Origin of the sequence: Sphingopyxis flava (assembly GCF_900168005.1) — a bacterium.
In the GTDB taxonomy this organism is placed as follows: Bacteria; Pseudomonadota; Alphaproteobacteria; order Sphingomonadales; family Sphingomonadaceae; genus Sphingopyxis; species Sphingopyxis flava.
Genome location: NZ_FUYP01000014.1, coordinates 1 through 22,883, shown reverse-complemented (window position 1 = coordinate 22,883; position 22,883 = coordinate 1). Strand labels below are relative to the sequence as shown.

General features: G+C 65.3%; 24 protein-coding genes. 14 read left to right on the top strand and 10 right to left on the bottom strand.

The window, feature by feature from the left end; genetic code table 11:
- Positions 1-65: 65 nt before the first annotated feature.
- Entirely contained in the window at positions 66-1,028 is a 963-nt protein-coding gene (mdh, locus tag B5X69_RS12320; RefSeq protein WP_079639006.1) for a malate dehydrogenase, read from the bottom strand.
- A gap of 307 nt (positions 1,029-1,335) precedes the next feature.
- Between mdh and B5X69_RS12315 the strand changes: the two genes are divergently transcribed.
- Positions 1,336-1,878 carry a phosphatase PAP2 family protein gene (locus tag B5X69_RS12315; protein WP_079639005.1) on the top strand — a complete coding sequence of 181 codons (543 nt, stop codon included), beginning with the start codon at positions 1,336-1,338 and terminating at the stop codon, positions 1,876-1,878.
- Between the two features lie 53 nt (positions 1,879-1,931).
- Positions 1,932-2,975, top strand: coding sequence for a polysaccharide deacetylase family protein (locus B5X69_RS12310; protein ID WP_079639086.1), 1,044 nt, complete (start codon positions 1,932-1,934; stop codon positions 2,973-2,975).
- Here B5X69_RS12310 and zapE read toward each other — a convergent pair.
- Genes zapE through B5X69_RS12295 form a run of 3 tightly spaced genes read right to left on the bottom strand, consistent with a single transcriptional unit; the run spans position 2,928 to position 5,334 of the window.
- Positions 2,928-4,067, bottom strand: coding sequence for a cell division protein ZapE (zapE, locus tag B5X69_RS12305; RefSeq protein ID WP_079639004.1), 1,140 nt, complete (start codon positions 4,065-4,067; stop codon positions 2,928-2,930). The two genes, B5X69_RS12310 and zapE, sit on opposite strands and share 48 nt — an antisense overlap.
- Positions 4,064-4,555, bottom strand: a complete 492-nt coding sequence (locus B5X69_RS12300; RefSeq protein WP_079639003.1) for a PaaI family thioesterase — start codon at positions 4,553-4,555, stop codon at positions 4,064-4,066. Before B5X69_RS12300 ends, zapE begins: the two co-directional genes overlap by 4 nt.
- Positions 4,552-5,334, bottom strand: coding sequence for a succinate dehydrogenase iron-sulfur subunit (locus B5X69_RS12295; protein WP_079639002.1), 783 nt, complete (start codon positions 5,332-5,334; stop codon positions 4,552-4,554). Before B5X69_RS12295 ends, B5X69_RS12300 begins: the two co-directional genes overlap by 4 nt.
- A gap of 117 nt (positions 5,335-5,451) precedes the next feature.
- Here B5X69_RS12295 and B5X69_RS12290 point away from each other — a divergent pair, with 117 nt between their 5' ends.
- From B5X69_RS12290 to B5X69_RS12280, 3 genes are all read left to right on the top strand, one after another.
- Positions 5,452-6,987 (top strand): lipopolysaccharide biosynthesis protein, encoded by a 1,536-nt coding sequence (locus tag B5X69_RS12290; protein WP_079639001.1) that lies wholly within the window; start codon positions 5,452-5,454, stop codon positions 6,985-6,987.
- Positions 6,988-7,194: 207 nt separating this feature from the next.
- Positions 7,195-7,935, top strand: coding sequence for a methyltransferase family protein (locus B5X69_RS12285; protein WP_079639000.1), 741 nt, complete (start codon positions 7,195-7,197; stop codon positions 7,933-7,935).
- Between the two features lie 4 nt (positions 7,936-7,939).
- Positions 7,940-8,629, top strand: a complete 690-nt coding sequence (locus B5X69_RS12280) for a nucleoside/nucleotide kinase family protein (RefSeq protein ID WP_079638999.1) — start codon at positions 7,940-7,942, stop codon at positions 8,627-8,629.
- 97 nt (positions 8,630-8,726) lie between these two features.
- Here the strand turns inward: B5X69_RS12280 and B5X69_RS12275 are convergent, their stop codons facing one another.
- Together B5X69_RS12275 and B5X69_RS12270 are read right to left on the bottom strand one after the other, a co-directional pair.
- Entirely contained in the window at positions 8,727-9,470 is a 744-nt protein-coding gene (locus tag B5X69_RS12275; protein ID WP_079638998.1) for a nucleotidyltransferase family protein, read from the bottom strand.
- 17 nt (positions 9,471-9,487) lie between these two features.
- Positions 9,488-10,411, bottom strand: coding sequence for an alpha/beta hydrolase (locus B5X69_RS12270; RefSeq protein ID WP_079638997.1), 924 nt, complete (start codon positions 10,409-10,411; stop codon positions 9,488-9,490).
- A 113-nt stretch (positions 10,412-10,524) separates the two neighbouring features.
- Between B5X69_RS12270 and B5X69_RS12265 the strand changes: the two genes are divergently transcribed.
- From B5X69_RS12265 to B5X69_RS12250, 4 genes are read left to right on the top strand one after another with little or no spacing between them, the layout of a single operon-like run.
- Positions 10,525-11,355, top strand: a complete 831-nt coding sequence (locus B5X69_RS12265) for a diacylglycerol kinase family protein (protein ID WP_079638996.1) — start codon at positions 10,525-10,527, stop codon at positions 11,353-11,355.
- A complete protein-coding gene (locus tag B5X69_RS12260) occupies positions 11,352-12,206 on the top strand; it encodes a metallophosphoesterase family protein (protein ID WP_079638995.1) in 855 nt (284 codons plus the stop codon). The genes B5X69_RS12265 and B5X69_RS12260 overlap by 4 nt, the downstream gene beginning before the upstream one ends.
- Positions 12,207-12,255: 49 nt before the next feature.
- Positions 12,256-13,347 (top strand): Rv3169 family protein, encoded by a 1,092-nt coding sequence (locus tag B5X69_RS12255; RefSeq protein ID WP_079638994.1) that lies wholly within the window; start codon positions 12,256-12,258, stop codon positions 13,345-13,347.
- Complete coding sequence (locus tag B5X69_RS12250; protein ID WP_079638993.1) at positions 13,344-14,387, top strand: phosphotransferase family protein; 1,044 nt, start codon at positions 13,344-13,346, stop codon at positions 14,385-14,387. Before B5X69_RS12255 ends, B5X69_RS12250 begins: the two co-directional genes overlap by 4 nt.
- Positions 14,388-14,550: 163 nt before the next feature.
- Here the strand turns inward: B5X69_RS12250 and rpsI are convergent, their stop codons facing one another.
- The 3 genes from rpsI to B5X69_RS12235 all read right to left on the bottom strand — a co-directional run bounded on the left by rpsI (position 14,551) and on the right by B5X69_RS12235 (position 16,770).
- Positions 14,551-15,048, bottom strand: a complete 498-nt coding sequence (gene rpsI / locus B5X69_RS12245; protein WP_079638992.1) for a 30S ribosomal protein S9 — start codon at positions 15,046-15,048, stop codon at positions 14,551-14,553.
- The gene (gene rplM, locus B5X69_RS12240) at positions 15,048-15,527 is read right to left on the bottom strand and encodes a 50S ribosomal protein L13 (protein WP_079639084.1); all 480 of its coding nucleotides are present in this window, start codon (positions 15,525-15,527) and stop codon (positions 15,048-15,050) included. The genes rpsI and rplM overlap by 1 nt, the downstream gene beginning before the upstream one ends.
- Before the next feature lie 211 nt (positions 15,528-15,738).
- Positions 15,739-16,770 (bottom strand): COX15/CtaA family protein, encoded by a 1,032-nt coding sequence (locus B5X69_RS12235; RefSeq protein WP_079638991.1) that lies wholly within the window; start codon positions 16,768-16,770, stop codon positions 15,739-15,741.
- A gap of 104 nt (positions 16,771-16,874) precedes the next feature.
- Between B5X69_RS12235 and B5X69_RS12230 the strand changes: the two genes are divergently transcribed.
- From B5X69_RS12230 to B5X69_RS12210, 5 genes are all read left to right on the top strand, one after another.
- The gene (locus tag B5X69_RS12230) at positions 16,875-17,810 is read left to right on the top strand and encodes a M48 family metallopeptidase (RefSeq protein ID WP_079638990.1); all 936 of its coding nucleotides are present in this window, start codon (positions 16,875-16,877) and stop codon (positions 17,808-17,810) included.
- 53 nt (positions 17,811-17,863) lie between these two features.
- Positions 17,864-18,415 carry a peptide-methionine (S)-S-oxide reductase MsrA gene (msrA, locus tag B5X69_RS12225; RefSeq protein ID WP_079638989.1) on the top strand — a complete coding sequence of 184 codons (552 nt, stop codon included), beginning with the start codon at positions 17,864-17,866 and terminating at the stop codon, positions 18,413-18,415.
- 355 nt (positions 18,416-18,770) lie between these two features.
- Positions 18,771-19,064 carry an OmpA family protein gene (locus B5X69_RS21980; RefSeq protein ID WP_079638988.1) on the top strand — a complete coding sequence of 98 codons (294 nt, stop codon included), beginning with the start codon at positions 18,771-18,773 and terminating at the stop codon, positions 19,062-19,064.
- 188 nt (positions 19,065-19,252) lie between these two features.
- Positions 19,253-20,899, top strand: a complete 1,647-nt coding sequence (locus B5X69_RS12215; RefSeq protein WP_079638987.1) for an acetolactate synthase large subunit — start codon at positions 19,253-19,255, stop codon at positions 20,897-20,899.
- Positions 20,900-21,009: 110 nt separating this feature from the next.
- A complete protein-coding gene (locus tag B5X69_RS12210; protein ID WP_079638986.1) occupies positions 21,010-22,443 on the top strand; it encodes an aldehyde dehydrogenase family protein in 1,434 nt (477 codons plus the stop codon).
- Between the two features lie 82 nt (positions 22,444-22,525).
- Here the strand turns inward: B5X69_RS12210 and B5X69_RS12205 are convergent.
- The coding region (locus B5X69_RS12205) for a transposase (RefSeq protein WP_139375771.1) at positions 22,526-22,883 on the bottom strand (358 nt) is incomplete at its 5' end.

Here is a 22,883-nt window from a genome sequence, read left to right as displayed (position 1 = left end):
CGCATTTCCCCGGCGGAAGCCGGGGTCCATCAAGGAGATCCCCGGCGTGGGCCGGGGAGAAGAAATCAGGCGAGGCTGGCGTCGAGCGCCTTGCACGCCTCGAGCAGTTCCTTCACCGCATCGACCGAGACCTTGAGGCCCGCCTTGTCAGCCTCATCAAGTTCGATCTCGATGACTTTCTCGACGCCATTTGCACCGATCAGGACCGGCACGCCGACATAAAGACCCTCAACGCCATATTCGCCGTCGACATAGGCGGCGCAGGGCAGGATGCGCTTCTGGTCGCCGAGATAGGCCTCCGCCATCGCGATGCCCGATGCGGCAGGCGCGTAGAAGGCCGAACCGGTGCCCAGCAGCGCGACGATCTCGCCGCCGCCGCCGCGGGTGCGCTTGACGATCGCGTCGATCTTTTCCTGGCTTGAAAGGCCCATCTTCACGAGATCGGGGACCGGGATGCCATTGACGGTCGAGTAGCGGACGACGGGAACCATCGTGTCGCCGTGGCCGCCGAGGACGAAGGTGTTTACATCCTTCACCGACACGTTGAACTCGTCGGCGATGAAGTGGCTGAAGCGCGCCGAATCGAGCACACCAGCCATGCCGACGACCTTGTTGTGCGGGAGCCCTGAAAATTCGCGCAGCGCCCAGACCATGGCATCGAGGGGGTTGGTGATGCAGATGACGAAGGCGTCCGGAGCGTTGACCTTGATGCCCTCACCCACGGCCTTCATCACCTTGAGATTGATGCCGAGCAGGTCGTCGCGGCTCATCCCCGGCTTGCGGGCGACCCCGGCGGTGACGATGATCACGTCGGCGCCGGCGATGTCCTTATAATCGTTCGAGCCGGTGATCTTCGCGTCGAAGCCGGCAATCGGACCGACCTGCGACAGATCGAGCGCCTTGCCCTGCGGCACGCCTTCGACCACATCGAACAGCACAACGTCGCCGAGTTCCTTCTGCGCGGCGAGCAGCGCCAGTGTTCCGCCGATATTCCCGGCTCCGATCAAAGCGATCTTCTTGCGTCCCATGGCGCGCGGCACTCCCTTCTGGCAAGCCCGGCTATGCTTCACGGGACCGGCGGGGGCACGGGCCATTACCACCGAGCCGGCCAAAGACTGGCGACGCCCCTACGCCGATTCCCTTAAGGAAACAACAGGCAAAAGGCCGAAAATCCGCCTTTTTCTGCAAATAGTTCGCAATAACAATAATCGGCCATCTATCAAGCGTGGAGCATCGGCATGACGAGCGCATGGCACAAGGTCCGAGCTTTGTCTTGGCCTTAGCGGAGGAGGAAGATAAGTCTTCGTCTCGCGCACGGTAGAAGGGAGCTGGAACATGATCAGATGCAGCGCCGCCGGATTGGCTTTCGCTCTCTCGCTTAGCATTGCCGCGCCGACCCAGGCCAGCGAGAAGGGCTGGGACGACGCCGGCACGATCGCGAAAAATGCCCTGGTCGTCGCCGCCTTTGGCGTGCCGGCTGTGCAAGGCGACTGGGAAGGCGTGCTCGAGGCTGGCGGGAGCGTCGGCGGCACGATCCTGATCACCCAGGGCCTGAAGGAAGCCTTCCCGTCGCGCCGCCCGGACGGCAGTGACAACAAGAGCTTTCCCTCAGGCCACGCATCGACGAGCTTCGCTGCCGCGGCGACTCTTCACAATCGCTATGGCTGGGAAGCGGGATTGCCTGCCTATATCGTCGCCTCCTTTGTCGGATTAAGCCGCGTCGAGGCGAGACGGCACCGGGTCGGTGACGTGCTCGCAGGCGCGGTGATCGGCACTGCGACGGGACATCTCGTCACGACAAGGGCGAACGCGCGCGTCCAGATCCTTCCCTGGGGGGATTCGAAGAGCGCAGGCGTCGATGTGACCTTGCGCTTCTAACGGGAAAAAGGCGCTTAACTCTCCCTTATCCCGGCCTTGCTATGGCTCGCGTCATGACGCGGGCGATCATCAGCTTCGATACCGAAATGTCGGCCGGCCTCCACCAGCGGGGGTTCGATGCGCGAGCCAATTTCGAAAGCTCGATTCTTGGCCGCTGCCGCGACGGCGATTTCGGCATCCATTTCCAGATGGACATGCTCGACCGCTTCGGTCTCAAGGGTGTGTTCTTCGTCGATCCGATGCCCGCCCTCGTGCTCGGCCCGAAGATCGTCGAAGCGATCGTCCAGCCGATCATCCGCCGCGGGCATGAGGTTCAGCTCCACATTCATACCGAATGGCTGCGGTTTGCGCGGCTGAACCCGGTGGGCCGAATGACGGGACGCAATATCGGCGATTTTCCGCTCGCAGCGCAAAAAAGACTGATCGGGCTCGCAAGCGACATGTTGACCCGGTCGGGCGCGCCGCGCCCCATCGCTTTTCGCGCCGGGAATTTCGGCGCGAACGACGACACTTTGCGAGCGCTCGCAGCGCTCGGCTTCCAGTATGACAGCAGCTTCAACGCGGCCTGGGTAGGGCGGGGCTGCGCGATCACGCTCGACCCCGACAACCTTGGCATGCGCTTTCACCACGGCGTCTGCGAGGTGCCCATAAGCGGCCTGCTCGAGGACGCCGAACGCTTTCGCCCCGCGCAGCTGTGCGCGATGTCGGAGGAGGAGATGCGCGACGCGCTCGACCATGTCGCGGCGCGCGGTGCGATCCAATTCTCCGCCTTCAGCCACAGCTTCGAGCTTCTCAGCCGGGACCGCGCCGTCCCCAACCGGCTTGCGATCGCGCGAATGGAGGCGCTGTGCCGCACGGTCGCCGAAGACCCGCGGGTCATGAGCGGCGGCTTTGCCGGGCTGCCCCTGCCGCCAGCCGAGCCGGGCCGCATCCATGTTGCAAAGCCCCGCATGCTGCGTACCGTTCGCCGCCGGATCGAGCAGGCGGCCGGGCATGTCGCCCATGAACTGCGCTATGTGCGCAGCCTCATTTATGTGGCGCTCAACTCATCACGCTGGGGCGGCGCGATCAGCGGCATCATCCTGACCGTGGCCTAGCGCGAGATAGTCATCCGACTGCATCTCAGCAAGCCGGCTCGCGGTGCGTTCGAACTCGAAGGCCCCATCGCCCGCGACGTAGAGCGCGTCGGGCTCGGCCGCCGCGCTCGCAAGCAGCTTGACCTTATATTCGTAAAGAGAGTCGATCAGCGTGACGAAGCGCGCGGCCTCATTCCGGTTTTCAGGCCCCATGCGCGGGATGCCGACGAGGATCACGGCATGGAAATGCCGCGCGACGGCGAGATAGTCGGCCGCACCGCGCGCTTCGCCGCACAGGCGCTTGAACGAGAAGACCGCTACGCCCTTCAGCGCCTTCGGCACATGAAGCGTCCGTCCCCCGCCGACGTCAAGGTCAAGCGATGGGACATGGGCGCGGTCCTCGGGGGGATAGTCGGTAAGGCGAAAGAAGGCGGCCGAGAGCGCTTCGGTCGCCGCGGCGTCGGCAGGGACGAACCAGCGCTTGCCATCGCCGAGCCGGTGCCGGCGATAGTCGGTCGGGCCGTTCAGACCCATGATGTCGAGCCGCCCCTCGATGAGCGCGATGAAAGGCAGAAAATGTTCGCGGTTGAGCCCGTCCTTGTAGAGGTCGCAAGGCGGCCGGTTCGAGGTTGCGACCACCGTGACCCCGCACCCGATCAGCGCAGTGAACAGGCGCGAGAGGATCATGGCGTCGGCGCTGTTGTTCACCACCATTTCGTCAAAGGCGAGGCAGCGGACATTCTGCGCGAGCGACGCGGCGACGACCGGGATCGGGTCGCCCGCCTCGCTTTTTCGCGCCTCGCGCATCCGGGCGTGAACGTCCTGCATGAAGGCATGAAAATGGACGCGCCGCTTCCGCTGGATGCCGAGCTGATCATAGAAGAGATCCATCAGCATCGACTTGCCGCGCCCGACCGCGCCCCAGAGATAGATACCGCGCGGGGATTCGGCCTTGCGGCCAGCAAGCCGCCGCAACAGGCTGCCGCGCGGCGGCGATGCCTCGAGCTCCGCCTGCAGCCGGTTCAATCGCTCGGCGGCGGCGCGCTGTTCGGGGTCGGACTGGAGTTCACCGGCGGCAACGAGCGCATCATAGGCCGCAAGGACCGATGTCACTTGGGGCTCGCCTTTCGGATCGTGCCCGCAAAGCTCAAGACGATATGATCGTCATTTGCGCCCTGCACGACCAGTCCGCGCAGAAAGATGAGCCGGCCGGTCTCGCGCACCAGTTCAACAAGGGCATCGAGCGGCTCGCCGATCCGCCCGGCGCCCACGAACTGCGTTGAAAGGTCTAGCGTCACCGAATGGCCGGCATCGAGCGACCCGAACTGATGCGCGGCCGCGAATAGCGCAATGTCGACGAGCCCGAGCGACACGGCGCCATGGACATTGTCGCCGAGATTGCTGTGCTTGCGCTCGGGAAGCATGCGCACGCGGGCACGCGCGCGGCCGTCCGGGGTCGGAGGTTCGACGCGGACCGACAAAGGTTCAAGATAGGCGTTGAACCGCGTGGGGTCATTGAGGTTCCAGCTAACCCAGCCATCGTCCAGCGCTTCCGCGCTGAAATGTTCGCGGCGCTTCGGTTCCTCGATACTGTCGTTCACACCTGCCGCTCGGCCTCGAGCTTCTTGATCTCGGCAATCGCGCGCGCCGGGCTCAGCCCCTTGGGACAGGCGTTGGCGCAATTCATGATCGTGTGGCAGCGGTAGAGGCGGAACGGGTCTTCGAGCTCGTCGAGCCGTTCGCCGGTATATTCGTCGCGACTGTCAGCGAGCCAGCGATAGGCCTGGAGCAGGATCGCCGGGCCGAGAAACTTGTCGCTGTTCCACCAATAGCTCGGGCAGCTGGTCGAGCAGCAGGCGCAGAGAATGCATTCGTAAAGACCGTCGAGCTTTTCGCGCTCTTCGGGCGACTGAAGTCGCTCCTTGCCGCTCGGCGTCGTGGTCTTGGTCTTCAGCCACGGCTCGATCGAGGCATATTGCGCATAGAAATGCGTAAAGTCGGGAACGAGGTCCTTGATCACTTCCATATGCGGCAGCGGAGTGATCGTGATATCGCCCTTCAGATCCTCGATCGCGGTGGTGCAGGCAAGGCCGTTCTTGCCGTTCATGTTCATCGAGCAGCTGCCGCAGATGCCTTCGCGGCACGAGCGGCGGAAGGTCAGCGTCGAATCCTGCTCGCTCTTCATCTTGATGAGCGCGTCCAGCACCATCGGACCGCATGCTTCGGTGTCGATCTCGAAGGTGTCGAAATGCGGATTGCGGCCGCTGTCGGGATTGTAGCGATAAACTTTGAACTTCTTGACGCTCGTCGCCCCCTCGGCCTTGTGGATCGTGCCGTTCTTCTCGATACGGCTGTTCTTGGGCAGGCGAAATTCGGCCATGTCGCGGGCTCCCTTGTGCAATCGCGGGCTGCCTAGACCCGATTGACGGAGTCGACAAGGGGTTCAAAGCGCGAAAGCTGCTGGCGAGCGAGGAAGCAAGTCGCTAGGGGCGCTGCGATGAGCGAAGAAGCCGCCGCCGCCCCTGCCGTCACCAGCCGCCACGTCGCGCGCGGCCTCGGCACGACGGTGCTCGCGCGGCTGGGGGCGGTGGTCGAAATCGTCGCGCAGCCGCTCTATGTGCTGATGTTCGGGCTCGCGGGCTACGGCCTCTATGCCGTGCTCTGGGCGACAATCAACCTTCTGGAGAATATCTTCGACACCGGGATGACGAGCGCCATGCAGCGCACGGTGCCCCAATCGGCGAGCGACGGGGAAGCTGCAGCGGCACTGCGCACCGCAATGATTTTCGGCGTGGGCCCGTGCCTGATCGTCGCGGCCCTGATCGCAGCTTTCGCCGCCGATCTGGCGCCGCTGCTCAACGTCGCCGAGAAGGACCGGCCGCTCGTCGTTCCCGCGATTCAGCTCTTTGTCTGGGCACTGCCGCTCTGGGCCTTTGTCGAGATCGCGACCTCGGCGATGCGCGCGCGCATGGTGTTCGGAGCCGAGATCCGCCTGCGCATCGTGTGGGAACAGATCATGCGTTTGGTTTTCGCCGGCCTCTTTTTCGCCGGCGGCCTCGGCCTCAAGGGGCTGTTCATCGCGCATCTCTGCTCGCTCGCCGTCACCGCCTTCCTCTGCGTTCGTCTGCTTGCGCGCTATTACAGCTTCGCCGACCTCTGGCGCGGTCCGTGGGCCAGCAACAGTGCGCGCAGCACTTTTTGGGCGGGTCTCTCGATTCTGCCCTCGAACATCATCGCGCGGCTCTTCGGCGATGCCCCCGCGCTGATTCTCAACCTGCTGCTCCCAGGCGCTGCGGGCGCGGCAGCGGCGGGACTCTTCACCATCGCGCGCAAGCTCTCGAGTGTCGTCCAGCTCGTTCGCATTGCCTTTGTCTATGTCCTTGCCCCGCTCGCGGCGAGTGCCGAGCGGTCCGACCGCACGCAGGTCGCCGACATCTACGCCTATGCGACACGCCTGATCTTCGCGATCGCCTTGCCGCTCGCCGCAGTGCTCGCCGCGGGCAGCTCGTCACTGCTTGGCCTGTTCGGGGCACAGGCGCATGTCGCGCAGGCCGCGGTCATCATCCTGCTCTTTGCGCGTGCTCTCGAGGCCGTGCTCGGGATTTCGCTACCGGTACTTCAGGTCGTTGCCGCCTTCCGCCACCAGCTCACTGCGAGCATCCTCGGCGTAATCGTCGCGGTCGGCGCGGGCTGGGTGATTGTCGGCCACATGGACGCGCTGACCGGGGTCACCCTCGCCATGTCGATCGGTCTCGTCGTGATGGCGGGCATTCCGATGATCCAGCTCGCCACGGGCGAGCGCCTCCATCCTTTCGACCATCAATTCCCGAAGGTCGCATCGATCGGCCTTGGAATCACCCTTGGTGCAGGCACCATCGCACTGCTCGCGAGCCGCCTGCCCGATCCGCTTGCGCTTCCGCTGATCGCTATCATCGCCGCAGGGGCGAGCTGGCTCTCGCTGCGCTTCGCCCTGCCCCGAGCCGACCGCGCCTCGCTCGGCAAGACCGCGCGGCGACTGCGCCTTGTTGGATGAGAGCGAGCCCTTACCCGCTGCTCGCAAGGCGCAAGCCGAAGCCTTGCCCTTACTTCCGGCAGAAAAGACCGCCAGCACGTCCAGCATAGCGGGGGCGAGCGAAATGGATGGCAAGTTCCTTCATCCACGGTCTTATTTTGGCCGCAAATTCTGGTAGAGGGGTCGCCACTTTTTTACGCCGCGATCGCGGCCAACAGGCGGAACTTTATGTACCAGCAAGAACTCGCCCGCAGCGGCAAGCGCCTTTTCTTCATTCGCGGCACCTATATCTACATCACCATCGCGATCTCGGTGCTGATCGCCTGGTGCTCAAAGGACTGGGGACCGTTCCAATCCGCTGCCGGCGACTGCGCCTGGTTCTGGGTATCGCTGGCCGTTGCGAGCGCCGGTGCGATCATCCGCGTCTTCACCAGCGGCTGGGCCGCGCTCGGCACATCGGGCCGCGCCAAGGTCGCCGCCGAGGCAAGCGAACTCAACACGACCGGCCCATATAGCCTGGTACGCAACCCGCTTTACGTCGGACGCATCCTCAACTTCACCGGTCTCGCGATGCTCTCGGGAAGCTGGGCGTTCGGCGCGATCGTCTTTCTCCTCGCCATCCTGATCTACGAGCGCATCTCGATTTATGAGGAAGAATTCCTGCGCGAAAAATTCGGCGCCGCACATGCCGAATGGGCGAAGGACGTTCCGGCGCTTCTCCCCCGTCTGACGGGCTGGGTGAAGCCGAAATACCCCTTCTGGTGGAAGCGCATGATCTGGCGCGAACAGAACAAGCTGTTCCTCCTCGCAACGACGGTCTTCCTGACCTGGTTTGCGCGCCTCGATTTCAGTTTCGAGGCGCTGACACCCGCGCAGTGGAATTGGGCCTATGCCTTTGCCGCGCTCGTCGCCGTCCGCTTCTTCATCGGCGGGCTCAAGATGATCGGCTTCTTCAAGGAACTGAGCTGAGCGCATGGGGGAGCAGCTTGCTCCCCTGATCGCCGTGGTCGGCAGCGACGGGTCGGGAAAATCGACCCTGTCGGCGGACCTGCTCGCGCATATCCGGAAGACCCGCCGCGCCGAGGCCGGCTACCTCGGCCTCGGGTCGGGCGAGCAGGGCCGGCGGATCGGGCGCTGGCCGATCATTGGTCCGCCACTCCACCGCTGGCTCGACGGCATCGCCGACAGGCTGCGCGATCCGGAGGCGCCAATCCCGGGCCTGCTCGCGGCGCGCTACGCGCTCCGGCGGTCGAAGCGGCGGCGGGCAAAGTTCGACGCACTGGTCGCGCAGCGCCGCGCCGGCATTACCGTCGTCACCGACCGCTATCCGCAGCAAGAGGTCCCAGGTCTTCACGACGGCCCGATCCTCGCAGGCCGGGCAGCGAGCCCGCGCGTTGCAGCGGTCCAGGCCGAAGAGCGTGCGATCTACGCCGAAATGGCGGCCTATGTCCCGACGCTGGTCATCCGCCTTCATATCGACGTCGACACTGTCATGGCGCGCAAGCCCGACCACGACCGCGCGCTGATCACGCGCAAGGTCGAGACGGTCCCCTTGCTTACGATGGGCGGGGCGCCGATCGTCGATATCGACGCGACAATTCCCTATGAAGAGGAACTTGCGCTGGCGATGGCAGCGGTCGACAAGGCGCTGGCCTCGCCCTGACGAGCCGCGATCCCGCTCATGCGGAGCCGGCCCAAACCCCTGCTGTCCTCTTCCTCCGCCCTGAAAGAGCGCCCGTCGCCAAGCTTGGGACGCGGCTTCATCCCCGCCCCGCCATGATCGTCTCGATCAGCGCGATATCGGCGGGTTTGTCGGCGTCGATGCACGCCTCGCCCGCTGACATCGGAACCACCTTCGCCGTCAATCCGAAGCGCTGTCCGGCCCTCGCCACGCCCTGATGGATGGTGATCAGCCGCAGCACCACGGCAAGCAGCAACGCCGGACCAAAAGCGGCGATGATCTTCAGCCCCTTCTTGCGGTCGCGCTCGATCCGTCCCCAGAAGTCGAGAAGGGGCAGCACGCGGCGCCCGCGCAGGCGAAAAAGGTTCGCGCCCGACCACCAGCCGCCCCGGAACTTGAGCCAGGTGCGCTTCGATTCGGGATAGCTTGCGAGCAGCACATTATGTTCAACCATTGCCACCGCGACGTCGCTATCCTCGGCGCCGACCAGGAAGTCGGCGATCATCGCCGGGGTCAACAGTACATTGTCGGCGGTCGTCACCAGGAGCGGCGCGTCGCCCTCGGGCAGCGCGGCAGCGAGCGAACTGCTGATCCCCTGCCCGGAATCCGCGAAATACAGGTCTGCAAAGCCCTCAAGGCTCGCCTCGGCAGCGAGCTCGGCGCTGTTCTGCGCGAGGATGGTGATCCGCCCCACGAGCGGCGACGCGCGGAGCGCGCCAACGACATGCGCAAGCATCGGCCGGCCAGCGATTGGAAGCAGCGCCTTGGTCGACACGCCGCTGCCGGTCAGCAGCGAATCGGGGCCGGGCCGGCTGCCGGCCATGACGATGGCGGGGATCGTCACCGTGCCGCCTCCGCCGGCGGGGCGACGCGCCGCGCGGTGACCCCGCGCAGGAAATCGCTCGCGTCGGCGAGCACCGGTCCCTTCGCGCGGAAGGGCGCTGCGAGTGCCATGACAATGCCGGTGTGGCCGACGCCCTGATAGATGCGAAGGCACGCGGACCCTCCCGCTGCCTGAACTGCGGCGACGAGATTTTGACTGTTGCGCGGCCGCACCGTTTCATCCTCGTCGCCCGTGGCGAGCCACAGCGGAGGCGCGTCGCCGCGGGCAAAGGCGATCGGCTGGGTTTTTTCGGCGGGGCGGACCTTGCCCATCGCCTGGTCGGCGTGGCCGCCCTTCTCCATCGGCAGAAAATCATAGGGACCCGCGAGGCCCGCAACGCCGCGAATGGCCGCGGGGTCGCTCCCCGCGCCGCGCAGCCACTGCGGATCGAGTGCGAGCATCACCGCATTATAAGCTCCCGCCGAATGACCCATCAGCGCGATGCGGTCGACATCGCCCCCGAAGCTGCCGATGTGCGTCCCGGCCCACGCCACCGCCGCTGCGCTGTCGTGGAGGAAATCGGGCCAATGCGCCCTGGGAGCGAGCCGGTAGTCGGGAATGACGGTCACGAACCCCGCTTCGGCGAGCGCACGGCCGGCAAACCCATAATGTTCGCGCTCGCCCTTGTTCCAGCCGCCGCCGTAGAAGAAGATGACCACCGGAAGGCGCTCGTCTGCCCCGATCCCTTGAGGCGCCCAGATATCAAGAAGGTGACGCGGACCATCGCCATAGGGCTCACCCGCCGCCACCCGGCGCGCACCCCGCCCTCCGAGCAGCCTGTCGGCGATTTCGAGCGAACGAGCGCCGCCCGCGGCAACGGCCTTCGCGCCGCCGCCGAACAGCAGGAGGAGAAGGACGGCGAGTAAAAGGAATTTGATCAACCGCGATTCCCTGACATCGTGACCCGTCCCACCCACCGCGCCCTACAGGCGCCCGCGCTCGCGAACAAGCGCCATGGCGCGCGACCTTTTTCGCCCTCGGGCGTAGGAGAGGAATGACTAACGCTTTCTCTCGCCCCGCCCTCGTCTGCAACAGCCAGAGCGGCAGCCACGAACCGGCGATTTACGACGCCCTCGTTGCTGTCTGCGCCGAGGCCGGCGTGCCGCTCGCGGCCACCTTCATGCTCCCCGAAGATGAGGTACCGGCCGCCGCAGCGCTGCGCGCGCAAGCAATTGACCTGCTGCTCGTGTGGACCGGCGACGGGACGATCAACGCGGCAGCAAGCAAAGCGGCTGGCTGGGACGGCGCCTTGCTGCCGCTTCCCGGCGGCACGCTCAACCTCTTGTCGAAAATACTTCACGGCGACCGGCCCGCGCCCGAGATTCTCGCCGACGCGCTCGCCGGCAAGGGAGTACGGCAAGCCATTCCGATCATTCGCAGCGAGGAGGGCAACGCCTTTATTACGATTGTAGCGGGACCCGCGACCCGCTGGGCCGAAGTGCGCGAGACCATGCGGCAGGACGGGATTGTCGAGGCGAGCCGCGCCGCTCCCGAGGCGCTCGACCAAATGCTGAATGCGCCCGGTGTCCGCGTCGCCGGCGAGGGCGCGGCCTATCCCGCGATCGTTCTGACCCCGACCAAAGCCGGCGTTCGCGCTGACGGCATATTGACCGAAGGGACCGCCGACGTGCTGCGTCACGGCCTCGCCTGGCTCAGCGGCGATTTTCGCGAAGGGCCGAGCGAGGCGATCACGTGCAGCGAAACGATCATCCTCGAAAGCGAGACCCCGATCAGCCTTGAATATGACGGCGAGCTTCGCGAGATTTCCTCGCCCGCGCGCTTTGCGCTCGGCGCCAGCGAGGTCGATTTCGTCGCGACGGCATGACGCTTCTCTTCCACATCAGCGACCTCCATTTCGGGCTCGAAGATTCTGCCGCGCTCGCCTGGTTCGCCGATTGCGTCACGCGCGAGCGTCCCGATGCGGTGCTGATCACCGGCGATCTTACGATGCGCGCGCGCAGACGCGAGTTCGCCGCCGCCTGCACGTGGATCAGCGCGCTCGATGTGCCCGTGACGGTCGAGGTCGGCAATCACGATCTACCCTATTTCAACCCCATTGAGCGTTTCTTTGACCCGTATCGGCGAATCCGGGGGATCCGGTCGCTACTCGAACGCGAGCTCGATCTGCCCGGCGTTGCGATCGTGCCGCTCAAGACGACGGCGCGCGCGCAGTGGCGGCTCGACTGGTCAAAGGGCCGCGTCGCGCCGAAGGCCCTCGCCCACACGCTCGCCTTGATCGATGACGCGCCGCCGGGCAGCCGCATCATTGTCACCGCGCATCACCCCCTGGTCGAGGCCGGAACGAAAGGCCGGGCGCTGACGCGCGGCGGCGCGGCCGCGCTGCGCGAACTCGCGGCCCGCGGGGTGGCAGCTGTGCTGACCGGCCATGTCCACGATGCCTTCGACCTCATCCAGCCGACGCCGGCGGGACCCATTCGCATGATTGGCGCTGGAACCCTGTCGCAGCGCATCCGGTCGACCCCGCCGAGCTTCAACGCGCTGCGCCTCGACCCTGCGACGGGCGCGCTCGACGTGCGTGTGCGCAACCTCGCAGCCGTTCCCACGGCCGACATGCAGATACGCCAGATCCCGCCCGACGCGCTGCCACCGCGCGACCCCGGGGATCCCGTCGCACCAATTGGCGCCGTGCCCCCGTTCGACCCGCCAGTCCATTGACGCCGCGCATCTTCCCGTTAGGTTGCAAGAGAAAACGGGATGAGGGAAGATGCTGACAAAAGGCGACGATTATCCGCTGCACCAGACGAGCGAGCCGGTCGCCTTCGCCGGGACCGACCGCAACTTCTACGACCGATATTTCTTCAACGGCTATAGCCCGGACGGTTCGGTTTTCTTCGCTGCGGCGATGGGTTTCTATCCCCAGCTCGGTATCGTCGACGCAAGCTTTTGCGTCATCGTTGACGGGGTTCAGCACAATCTGCGCGCGAGCCGGCGCTCAGCGGGCGAGCGTCTCGAGCTCAGCGTCGGCCCGATCGCGGTCGATATCGACATGCCGCTGGAGGTGCTCACGCTGAAGATCTCGCCGGGCGAGGGTCCGCTCGCCGGCGAACTGACCTTTACCGGCCGCCACTTTCCTATTGAGGAACCCCGCTTCGTCCGCCGCAATGGCACACGACTGTTCATGGACTACACACGCATGACGCAGAACGGGCGCTGGTCGGGGTGGCTGTCGGTCGATGGCGAGCGCGTCGCGGTCGGCGACGGCTGGACCGGCACGCGCGACCGGAGCTGGGGCCTTCGGCCGGTGGGGGCCAGCGAGCCGCAGCCGCCGCCCGGGGGCAATTTCAGCCAGTTCTTCTGGCTGTGGTCACCATGCAATTTCGAAGGGCATTCACTTTTCTTCCACAGCAACGACGACGCTGCCGGGGACGCCTGGAACCGGCGCGGGGTGATCGTGGGCGACGGCGGAACCGAGCAGCATTTCGATCGCGCGGCCTTTACCGTCGAATGGCAGAAGGGTTCACGGCGGATAGCGAGGATGACCGCAGAGCTTGGCGCTCGGCGCGCGCTGACGCTGGCGCCGTTCGGGCCGATTTTCGCGATGAGTGGGCTCGGCTACACTCACCCTGCCTGGGGCCACGGGCTCGACCATGGCGCCGAGCTCGCGGTGGCGCATGACAGCCTGTCGGAGGCCGAGCGCGGCTGGGGTAGTCCGCTGGCGATGCATATCCAGGCGCTCGTCGCGGCCGAGCTCAGCGATGGCAGCGCGGTGCACCGCGGCATCGGCGTCCTTGAACAGCTCTTCGTCGGCGCGCACGCCCCGACCGGCCTGTCAGGTCTGATGGACCCCGTGCAATGAGCTTTCCGACGTCGCCGGACGCGATGACCCCGGCGTGGCTTGCCGAGGCACTGGGACAGGAAGCGTCGGCGCTTGAAGGCTTCACCGCGACCAAGGTCGGCACTGGGCAGATGTGCGACAGTTTCCGCCTCACGCTTGACTGGGCGCACCGCGTCGACGCGCCCGCAACGGTCATCGCCAAATGCCCGAGCCACGATGAGGCGAGCCGCCATATCGCAAAGCTCACGAGCACCTACATCAAGGAGGTGAGCTGGTATCGCGAACTGGCGAAGGGCAGCGGCGTCGCCGCGCCCCAATGCCATTATGCCGACATCGCCGCCGATGAGGTCGACTTCATCCTCCTGCTCAGCGACCTCGCCCCCGCGCAGCAGGGCGACCAGCTCGCCGGACTGGGGCCGTGCGCGCTCGATCCATGCATCGACGCCGCGGCGGGACTTCATGCGCTGCTGTGGAATGACACACGGCTCGACATCCTCCCCTGGCTCGCCCGCGACAGCGGCGACCTCGTTCGCGCACTTTTCCCTCAGCTCTACCTCGGCTTTCGCGAACGCTACGCGGCGCGCCTCGCCCCCGAAGTACTCGACCTCGGCGCGGGACTCGTCGAGCGCCTCGAAGCATGGCTGACGCGCCCGCCCGCTGCGCGGACGATCGTCCATGGCGACCTGCGTGTCGACAACATCCTCTTTGCCCCCGATGGCGACCGGTGCTGGCTCGTCGACTGGCAGACGCTCGGCCGGGGCAGCGGGGCGACTGACCTCGCCTATCTGGTCGGAACGAGTATCGCCGATCCCAGCGATCGCGCTGCTGCCGACCGCCCGGCATTCGACCGCTGGCTCGCCGCGCTCAGCGCCCGCGGCGTCGACCCCGACGCCGAGGGGCTATGGACCGATTACCGGATCGGCGCGCTTAGCGGCTATTTCATGGCGGTGTTCGCCTCGATGAATGTCGAGCGCACCGAGCGCGGCGACGAGATGTTCGCCGTGATGGCAGAACGCCCGGCGCGCCAGGCGCTCGCCCTGGGGAGCCTCGATCTGCTTTAGGAGGCTGTCACGGCGCGGCGGTGCCAGTGCGCTTGGACGAGCAAAGGCCGCGGGCCGTGTGCGGATCGAGCCGCCGCGCCCCGATCTTCCGATGCGCCCCCATAGAATAAGGGCGGCCCGTTGCCGGACCGCCCCTCTCTGTTCCACCCGTCGGCGGAAATGATCAGCGCTTCGAGAACTGGAAGCTGCGGCGAGCCTTGGCCTTACCGTATTTCTTACGCTCCACTGCGCGGCTGTCGCGGGTCAGGAAGCCGGCCGACTTCACCGTGCCGCGGAGTGCAGGTTCAAAGCGGGTGAGCGCCTGCGCGATGCCGTGCAGCACCGCCCCGGCCTGGCCCGACAGGCCACCGCCCTTGACGGTTGCGACAACGTCATACTGGCCAACGCGATCGGTCAGGCCGAAGGGCTGGTTGATCACGAGACGCAGCGTCGGACGCGCGAAATAAACTTCCTGGTCGCGGCCGTTGACGGTGATCTTGCCCGTGCCGGGCTTGACCCACACGCGCGCGACAGCGTCCTTGCGGCGGCCGGTCGCGTAAGCGCGGCCCTGCTTGTCGACCTGCTTTTCGCGGAGCGGAGCGGTCGGGGCCGCCGGAGCGACGGTGCCTTCGACGGCGCCAGCGAGGTCCTTGAGATCGGTCATGGTCTGTTCGTCAGCCATTATGCACCCACCTTGTTCTTGCGGTTCATCGACGCGACGTCGAGCACTTCGGGGTTCTGCGCGGCGTGCGGATGTTCGTTGCCGGCGAAGATGCGCAGGTTGCGCATCTGCTGGCGACCGAGGGGGCCGCGCGGGATCATGCGTTCAACGGCCTTTTCGAGCACGCGCTCGGGAAAGCGGCCTTCCAGAACCTTCTGAGGGCTGGTTTCCTTGATGCCGCCGGCGTAGCCAGTGTGCTTGTAGTAGCGCTTGTCGGCCAGCTTGTTCCCGGTAAAGGCCACCTTCTCCGCGTTGATGACGATGACATTGTCACCGCAATCGACGTGCGGGGTGAAGCTCGGCTTGTGCTTGCCGCGCAGGATGTTGGCGATGATCGAAGCAACCCGGCCCACGACCAGGCCGTCGGCGTCGATCAGCACCCATTTCTTTTCGACCGTTGCGGCATTCGCCGACTGGGTCGTCTTGGTCAGCGCCTTCATGGCACGCTCCTTGAAGAGATGGACGAGGGTGACAGGATCAGGATCCGCCGCCCCAAATAAGCCGCGCCGCCAGTCCTTATCGGACGAAGCGGCGCTTCGGAGCGGGCCAATGACGATAAGTGGGCTGAAAGTCAAGCTCTGCGCGGCTTTGCTGACGGGTATTATAATACCTTCGCGTCCTCTGGGGCGCAAAGGAGGATGTCGGCCAGCCTCAATCCGACGCGTGCGGCCGGCCCAAATGGTGAAGCCCCGCCGCCGCGACGGCGACGAGAATCGCGCCGGTCACCTGATGCAGCACAGCGATCCACATGGAAACGCCGGTGATCACCGTGAGGATGCCAAGCGCCATCTGCGCTGCGACGACCAGCAACAGCCCCCGCGCCTCGGTCCGCGCGCCGCGCTGCCGCAGCGTCCGCGCGAGCAGCAACAGCGCGAGCGCTGCCGCCCACGACCACCAGCGATGAAGGAAATGGATGAGGAAGGGATCGTTGGTGATAGCCAGCCAGATTCCGCGCGACCAGTCGATCCCCTCCGGGACGAAATGATCGTTCATCAATGGCCAGCTGCTCGCGACATAGCCCGCATTGAGCCCGGCAGTCCAAGCGCCGAGCAGAAGCTGGACAAAGAGGATCGCGACGACCCCCGCCGCGGCAAAGCTAAGCCGCGCGGGACGCGCCGCAGGCTCGTCGGCCAGCACCGCAAGGTCGCGCGCCGTCCAGACGAGACCGCCGAGCAGGAAAAGCGCGGTCAGCAAATGCGCGGCGAGGCGGAAATGGCTGACGTCGGTGCGCGTGACAAGGCCCGAGGCGACCATCCACCAGCCGATTGCGCCCTGCAGTCCGACGAGCGCGGCGAGCGCAAACAGCCGCCAGCCATAGCCTGTCGGAACCGCGCGCCGCAGCATATACCAGGCAAGCGGCACGAGCAGCGCCATGCCGACCAGCCGGCCGAGAATGCGGTGAAGCCACTCCCAGAAAAAAATGCCCTTGAACGCCGCGAGCGACATGCCCGCATTGATCTCCTTATATTCCGGGATCTGCTGGTACTTCTCGAACTCCGCCTGCCACGCCGCGTCGGTGAGCGGCGGTAGCACGCCCGCTACCGGCTTCCATTCGGTAATCGACAGTCCCGATTCGGTGAGGCGGGTAATGCCGCCGACCGCGACCACTGCGATCACGAGCAAGGCGACGGCCCACAGCCAGCGCGCAAGCGCCGCGGGGCGAGGATTGGCGACCTGGGTCATGCGCCGCCCTATCGTCGCTCGCCGGGCGATAGGCAAGGGGGCGAAAGGCGCCGCGCAGTCGAAAGTCATGGCCGCGACATGTGCCCGCTGCTAACAGACCCGCAATGCGGTGGCCGCTTCTCCTGACGCCCGTGCTCGTCGGCATGCTCGCAGCCCCCGCCGGCGCGCGCAGCCGGGCCGACTTTGCCGAATTCGCGGCACAGGAGGCGCGGCTGGTGGCGGTTTCGCACCGTCTGACCACCGCGAGCGCCGACTGGTGCCCCGCTACCATGCCCCAGCCCGGCTGGCTGCTCGAGGACCGGCGGCGGTTTGGCGACGACGACTGGAGCGACGCGCAGCGGGTCTATGGCGCGACGGGCGACGGTCCTTTCATCGCCGCACTCGTGCCCGGGTCGGCCGCCGAGCGCGCGGGCCTTGTGCGCGGCACCGTTATCGCCGCGATCAATGGCGAGCCCATCGAAACGCCGAGCAACGACGAGACGATCCGCATCGACGCCGTGATCGTCATGCTCGCGGCGCTCGACCCTGCGGCGCCGCTGACGGTCACCGACGGCGCGGGGCGCAGCTATCGGCTGGGCGCCGCCCCGGGATGCGCCAGCGCCTTCCGCGTCGAGCGCAAGGGCGCGCAGGCGGCCGCCAACGGCGTGCTGGTACGCCTGCGCTTCGATCTGGCGCGCGACGTCACCGACGAGGCCGAGCTGGCGGCAGTGGTTGCGCATGAGCTTGCCCACAATATTTTGCGGCACCGGGCGCGGCTCGCAGCTGCGTCCGATGGTCGCTCGGCGCGTCTTGTCCGCGCCACCGAACTCGAGGCCGACCGGCTCTCGGTGTGGCTCATGGCCGATGCAGGCTATGACCCGGCGGCGGCGGTGCGCTTCTGGACGCGGCACAAGCGGCCGCTGATTCGTGCCGCGACGCATCCGCCGCGCAAGGAACGCATTGCCGCGATCGAAGCGGAAATGACGGCGATGGCGTCGGCACGCGCCGCCGATCCCAGCGCACGCCCCCCTCTTGCGGTCGCGCCACCACCCTTGGAATAGCGGCGCGCCCGCCTATCTTGGGAGCCCCTCCCCTTTTGCGAAGGATCGACGCCATGACCAAAGAGACCGCCATTTTCGCCGGGGGTTGCTTCTGGTGCACCGAGGCGGTGTTCCAGTCGCTCGCCGGCGTCGAGAGCGTCGAAAGCGGCTACACGGGCGGCCACGCCGTCAATCCGACCTACAAGCAGGTCTGCTCCGGCGACACCGGTCATGCCGAGGCGATCCGCATTGGCTATGATAGGGCGGTCATTTCCTATGACGATCTACTCGACGTTTTCTTCGCAACGCACGACCCGACGCAGCTCAACCGCCAGGGCAACGATATCGGCACGCAGTATCGCAGCGCGATTTTCCCGCTCGACGACACGCAGGAGGCCGCGGCGCGCGCCGCGATTAAGCGCGCGCAGGAGGACCGCGCCGACCCGATCGTGACCGCGATCGAACCGCTGTCGGACTGGTATCCGGCCGAAGATTATCATCAGGCCTATTGGGAAGGCGAAGGCCAGCGCAACCCATATTGCCTCGCCACGATTCCTCCGAAGCTCGCCAAGCTGCGCAAAGGATTTGCCGACCGGCTGCGCAGCGACGAGGCGGCGGCCTCCTGAACAGCCGGTGTTTCCTATTGGCCCCCATGACGTCACTTTTCATTGACTTTCAAGCGGTTTTGACTAGCGGACCCGGCCGTATTGGGGCAGCGTGATCCCCGCAGCGAGGTAGGGATCGCCGGATTGTCGGCGTCGTTATTTCCTGTTCCGGGCGATATTTGCGACGCCGCAGGTGTCGGTCCAGACCGCAAGCCAGGCAATCGTCGAGAAATGGCGAAGCGGGCCTCGCACGGGCCGTGAACCCAATGGTCGGCGGCATCATCGCCTATGTCCGCTGGCCGAACGGGCGGAGCACCGCTCCGCATAACATGTACCTCGTGGGCACACCCGCGCCTCACCGGATCAATCGCGCCCGATATGCCGGGGACTGGCCAGGCATGGGTGCGCCTGGCGGCGCTATGGCCGGGTTTCGGTCGGCATCACCACCGCGCGCCTCGAGGGGCATAGCGACTCGACGGAGACCGCCGCCCATAATCCGAAGCTGTCGCAGGCGCGCGCCGAGGCGGTCGCCGAGCCGATGCGGGCGAGCGGCATGCAGTTCACGCCCGATCAGATTGTGGGCCGCGGCGAAGCAGGCCCCCAGTCGATTAACGCGACCGCCGTGGGACACCAGGACAATCGCCGTGTCATAGTGATCGTAACGCCCTGAATCCGCTGAACCCGGCAGTGCGCCGGCGCGGGTGACAACCCCCTCGCCCATCGTTACAACTTGGCTCGGTGCAGCAGGGACTCGCGACCAATGACGAGAGCCGCCGCACCGCAGCAGGTGCTGCCGGGTCGTCGGCACGGGCTTTGGCTGCACCCCAAGGGTGCGTTGCAAGGAGGGGGCGACGGCGCATGAATAAAGCATCCGACCTGTTCATCGAATGTCTTGAGGAAGAGGGCGTCGAGTATATTTTCGGCGTGCCGGGCGAAGAAAATCTGGACTTTCTCGACAGCCTATCTCGGTCGAAAAAGATCAAGCTGATCCTGACCCGGCACGAACAGGGCGCCGGCTTCATGGCTGCAACCTATGGCCGCCATACGGGCAAGACAGGCGTCTGCCTCGCGACATTAGGACCGGGCGCGACCAATTTCGTCACCGCGGCCGCCTACGCCCAGCTCGGCGGGATGCCGATGATGATGATCACGGGCCAGAAGCCGATCAAGAAATCGAAACAGGGCCGTTTCCAGATCCTCGACGTCTGTTCGATGATGTCGCCGATCACCAAATATACGCATCAGATGGCCTCGGCGGATAATATCCCGAGCCGGGTGCGCGAGGCCTTTCGCCTCGCCGAAGAGGAGAAGCCCGGCGCGGTGCATATCGAGCTGCCCGAGGATATTGCCGATGAGCATACCGAGAGCACGCCGCTGAAGCGCAGCCATTCGCGGCGCCCGACCGCCGACGTCAAATCGATTCGCGAGGCGGTGAAGGCGCTGGAAAATGCGAAATCGCCGGTCCTCGTCATCGGCGCGGGCGCGAACCGCACGATGACCAGCCGCATGCTGCTGCAATTCATCGAGAAGACGGGCATTCCCTTTCTGACCACTCAGCTCGGCAAGGGCGTCATCGACGAACGGCATCCCAAGTTCCTGGGCTGCGCAGCGCTCAGCGCGGGCGACTTCGTCCACCGCGCGGTCGAGGCGTCGGACTGCATCGTCAACATCGGGCACGACGTGATCGAAAAACCGCCCTTCTTCATGCAGCGCGGCGGCCCGACGGTAATCCATGTGTCAACCAAGACCGCCGAGGTAGACCCCGTTTATTTCCCCGACATCGAGGTCATCGGCGATATCGCCAACGCGATCTGGCAGATGAAGGAAGACATTGTTCCCAACGGCGGCTGGAAATTCGACCACCTGCTTGCCTATCGCAAGGCCGAGGTCGAGCATAATGCGCCGCTGGCGAAGGACGAGCGCTTCCCCATATTTCCGCCGCATCTGGTGCAGCAGGTCCGCGACGCGATGCCCGACGACGGAATCATCTGCCTCGACAACGGCGTCTATAAAATCTGGTTCGCGCGCGGCTATACCGCGTGCCGGCCCAACACCGTGCTGCTCGACAATGCGCTGGCGACGATGGGCGCTGGCCTGCCCTCGGCGATGATGTCGTCGATGCTCTATCCCGACCGCAAGGTCATGGCGATCTGCGGCGACGGCGGATTCATGATGAACAGCCAGGAAATGGAGACCGCGGTGCGCCTCGGCCTCAATTTCACCGTGCTGATATTGAACGACAACAGCTATGGCATGATCCGCTGGAAGCAGGCGAACATGGGATTCAAGGATTGGGGGCTGACCTATGGCAATCCCGATTTCGTCAAATATGCCGAAAGCTATGGCGCAAAGGGTTACCGGGTCGAAAGCGCGGCGCATCTGAAGGAACTTCTCGCCCACACGCGCGATACGCCGGGTGTGCACCTCATCGACTGCCCGGTCGATTATTCGGAGAATGACCAGATTTTGAACATCGACATCAAGAAGCTGTCGAAGGAGCTTTAAATTATAGCTCGCTGCTTCCCGGCGAAGGCCGGGGCCCAGAGCGTCCCTGCGCCACCATAGCGCGACCCAGCCTGGATCCCGGCCTTCGCCGGGATACGGAGAGATTTGATATGAAACTCAAGGACGTCTACCCGCTCTACCTCAATAACAAGGCGGTGCAGCCCAACACCGACCTTGCCGTCACCGACAAGTTCACAGGCAAGGTCGCCTTCCGCACTGCGCTTGCAACCCCGGAGGTCATCGACAAGGCGATTGCGGGCGCGGTGCACGCGGCCGAACCGATGGCGCGGCTCGCAAGCTTCGAAAAGCAGGACGTACTCCAACATTGCGTCGGGCGGTTCCGGGAACGCTTCGACGAGCTTGCCTATGCGCTGTGCGTCGAGGCGGGAAAGCCCATTGCAGATGCCGAGGGCGAGGTCACACGGCTGATCGACACCTTTCGCATCGCCGCAGAAGAAGCCGTACGCAACTATGGCGAGGTCCAGCCGCTCGATATCAGCCCACGCGCGAAAGGCTATATGGGCATGTGGAAGCGCGTACCGATCGGACCGTGCAGCTTCATCTCGCCGTTCAACTTCCCGCTCAACCTCGCCGCGCACAAGATTGCGCCCGCGATTGCGATGGGCTGCCCCTTTGTGATGAAGCCGGCCTCGATGACGCCGCTCGGCGCGATCATCATGGGCGAAGTGCTCGCCGAATGCGACATATTGCCCGAGGGCGCGTTCAGCATCCTGCCCGCCACCCGCGATGGCGCAGACCTCTTCACTACCGACGAGCGGTTGAAACTGCTGAGCTTCACCGGCTCCCCCGGCGTCGGCTGGGATCTGAAAGCGAAGGCGGGGAAGAAGAAGGTCATCCTCGAACTCGGCGGCAATGCAGCGGTGATCGTCGACAAGGACGCCGACCTTGACCATGCGCTCGCGCGGATCATCTTCGGCGCCTTCTACCAGTCGGGCCAGTCGTGCATCGGGGTGCAGCGGATCATCATCCACGCCGATATCTACGACAGGTTCCGCGACATGCTGGTCGCCAAAACCAAGACGCTGGTCGCGGGCGATCCCAAGGACCGCAAGACCTTCATCGGCCCGATGATCTCCGAAAAGGAAGCCGCGCGCTTAGGGGGCTGGATCGAGGAAGCGGTGGCGAACGGCGCCACGCTGCTCGTCGGCGGCAAGCGCGAGGGCGCGATGCTGGAGGCCACTCTGCTCGAAGAGGTTGACCGCAGCGCCAAAGCCTATCGCGAAGAAGCCTTCGGCCCGCTCGCAATCCTGTCGAAATTCACCGACTGGAACGACGCGCTCGCCGAGATCAACGACAGCAAGTTCGGGCTTCAGGCCGGGCTGTTCACGCGCGACATCAACCAGGTGCTCGAAGCGTGGGACCGACTCGATGTCGGCGGGGTGGTCGTCAACGACATCTCCTCCTACCGCGTCGACAACATGCCCTATGGCGGAGTGAAGGATTCGGGTCTCGGACGCGAAGGCATCCGCTTTGCGATGGAAGATATGAGCGAAATCCGCAACCTGGTGATCCGGCGGGTTTGATCCACCCGCCCGCAAGCGCCTTCGCTTGTTTCTGCGGGTAATCACCCCCCTTTTCGGGCAAGCATATTAGGGTCCGGACTCATTAGAGCCACCATGTGACGAAGGCGGCGATGGCGATGGTGGCCATGAAGGTCTTGATATGGCGGTCGAAGCGTGTGGCTACGCGCCGCCAGTCCTTGAAGCGGCAGAACATGCGCTCGACGACGTTGCGCTGTCTGTAAATCTGGCGGTCGTGTTCGATATGGACCTTACGGTTGGACTTTGCCGGGATGACTGGCGTGGTACCGCGCTCGATCAGCCAGGAGCGCAAGGCATTGCTGTCATAGCCCTTGTCGGCGACCAGATTGTAGCGCGACAAACTGGATGAGAAGTTGCGGCAATCAGGATGAGAAGATTCTGACCGCGACAGTTCCGTTTTGGTGTGTTTGATTGTCGCTGGC

What these genes read in the sequence shown, in the direction of transcription:
- B5X69_RS12265 (WP_079638996.1), top strand. Translation starts at nt 10,525, where the DNA reads ATGACTAACGCTTTCTCTCGCCCCGCCCTCGTCTGCAACAGCCAGAGC.
- B5X69_RS12235 (WP_079638991.1), bottom strand. Translation starts at nt 16,770, where the DNA reads ATGACCCAGGTCGCCAATCCTCGCCCCGCGGCGCTTGCGCGCTGGCTG.
- B5X69_RS12215 (WP_079638987.1), top strand. Translation starts at nt 19,253, where the DNA reads ATGAATAAAGCATCCGACCTGTTCATCGAATGTCTTGAGGAAGAGGGC.
- msrA (WP_079638989.1), top strand. Translation starts at nt 17,864, where the DNA reads ATGACCAAAGAGACCGCCATTTTCGCCGGGGGTTGCTTCTGGTGCACC.
- B5X69_RS12210 (WP_079638986.1), top strand. Translation starts at nt 21,010, where the DNA reads ATGAAACTCAAGGACGTCTACCCGCTCTACCTCAATAACAAGGCGGTG.
- B5X69_RS12255 (WP_079638994.1), top strand. Translation starts at nt 12,256, where the DNA reads ATGCTGACAAAAGGCGACGATTATCCGCTGCACCAGACGAGCGAGCCG.
- B5X69_RS12275 (WP_079638998.1), bottom strand. Translation starts at nt 9,470, where the DNA reads ATGGCCGGCAGCCGGCCCGGCCCCGATTCGCTGCTGACCGGCAGCGGC.
- B5X69_RS12250 (WP_079638993.1), top strand. Translation starts at nt 13,344, where the DNA reads ATGAGCTTTCCGACGTCGCCGGACGCGATGACCCCGGCGTGGCTTGCC.
- B5X69_RS12310 (WP_079639086.1), top strand. Translation starts at nt 1,932, where the DNA reads ATGACGCGGGCGATCATCAGCTTCGATACCGAAATGTCGGCCGGCCTC.
- B5X69_RS12230 (WP_079638990.1), top strand. Translation starts at nt 16,875, where the DNA reads ATGCGGTGGCCGCTTCTCCTGACGCCCGTGCTCGTCGGCATGCTCGCA.
- B5X69_RS12260 (WP_079638995.1), top strand. Translation starts at nt 11,352, where the DNA reads ATGACGCTTCTCTTCCACATCAGCGACCTCCATTTCGGGCTCGAAGAT.
- B5X69_RS12285 (WP_079639000.1), top strand. Translation starts at nt 7,195, where the DNA reads ATGTACCAGCAAGAACTCGCCCGCAGCGGCAAGCGCCTTTTCTTCATT.
- rplM (WP_079639084.1), bottom strand. Translation starts at nt 15,527, where the DNA reads ATGAAGGCGCTGACCAAGACGACCCAGTCGGCGAATGCCGCAACGGTC.
- B5X69_RS12290 (WP_079639001.1), top strand. Translation starts at nt 5,452, where the DNA reads ATGAGCGAAGAAGCCGCCGCCGCCCCTGCCGTCACCAGCCGCCACGTC.
- rpsI (WP_079638992.1), bottom strand. Translation starts at nt 15,048, where the DNA reads ATGGCTGACGAACAGACCATGACCGATCTCAAGGACCTCGCTGGCGCC.
- B5X69_RS12295 (WP_079639002.1), bottom strand. Translation starts at nt 5,334, where the DNA reads ATGGCCGAATTTCGCCTGCCCAAGAACAGCCGTATCGAGAAGAACGGC.
- B5X69_RS12280 (WP_079638999.1), top strand. Translation starts at nt 7,940, where the DNA reads ATGGGGGAGCAGCTTGCTCCCCTGATCGCCGTGGTCGGCAGCGACGGG.
- B5X69_RS12315 (WP_079639005.1), top strand. Translation starts at nt 1,336, where the DNA reads ATGATCAGATGCAGCGCCGCCGGATTGGCTTTCGCTCTCTCGCTTAGC.
- mdh (WP_079639006.1), bottom strand. Translation starts at nt 1,028, where the DNA reads ATGGGACGCAAGAAGATCGCTTTGATCGGAGCCGGGAATATCGGCGGA.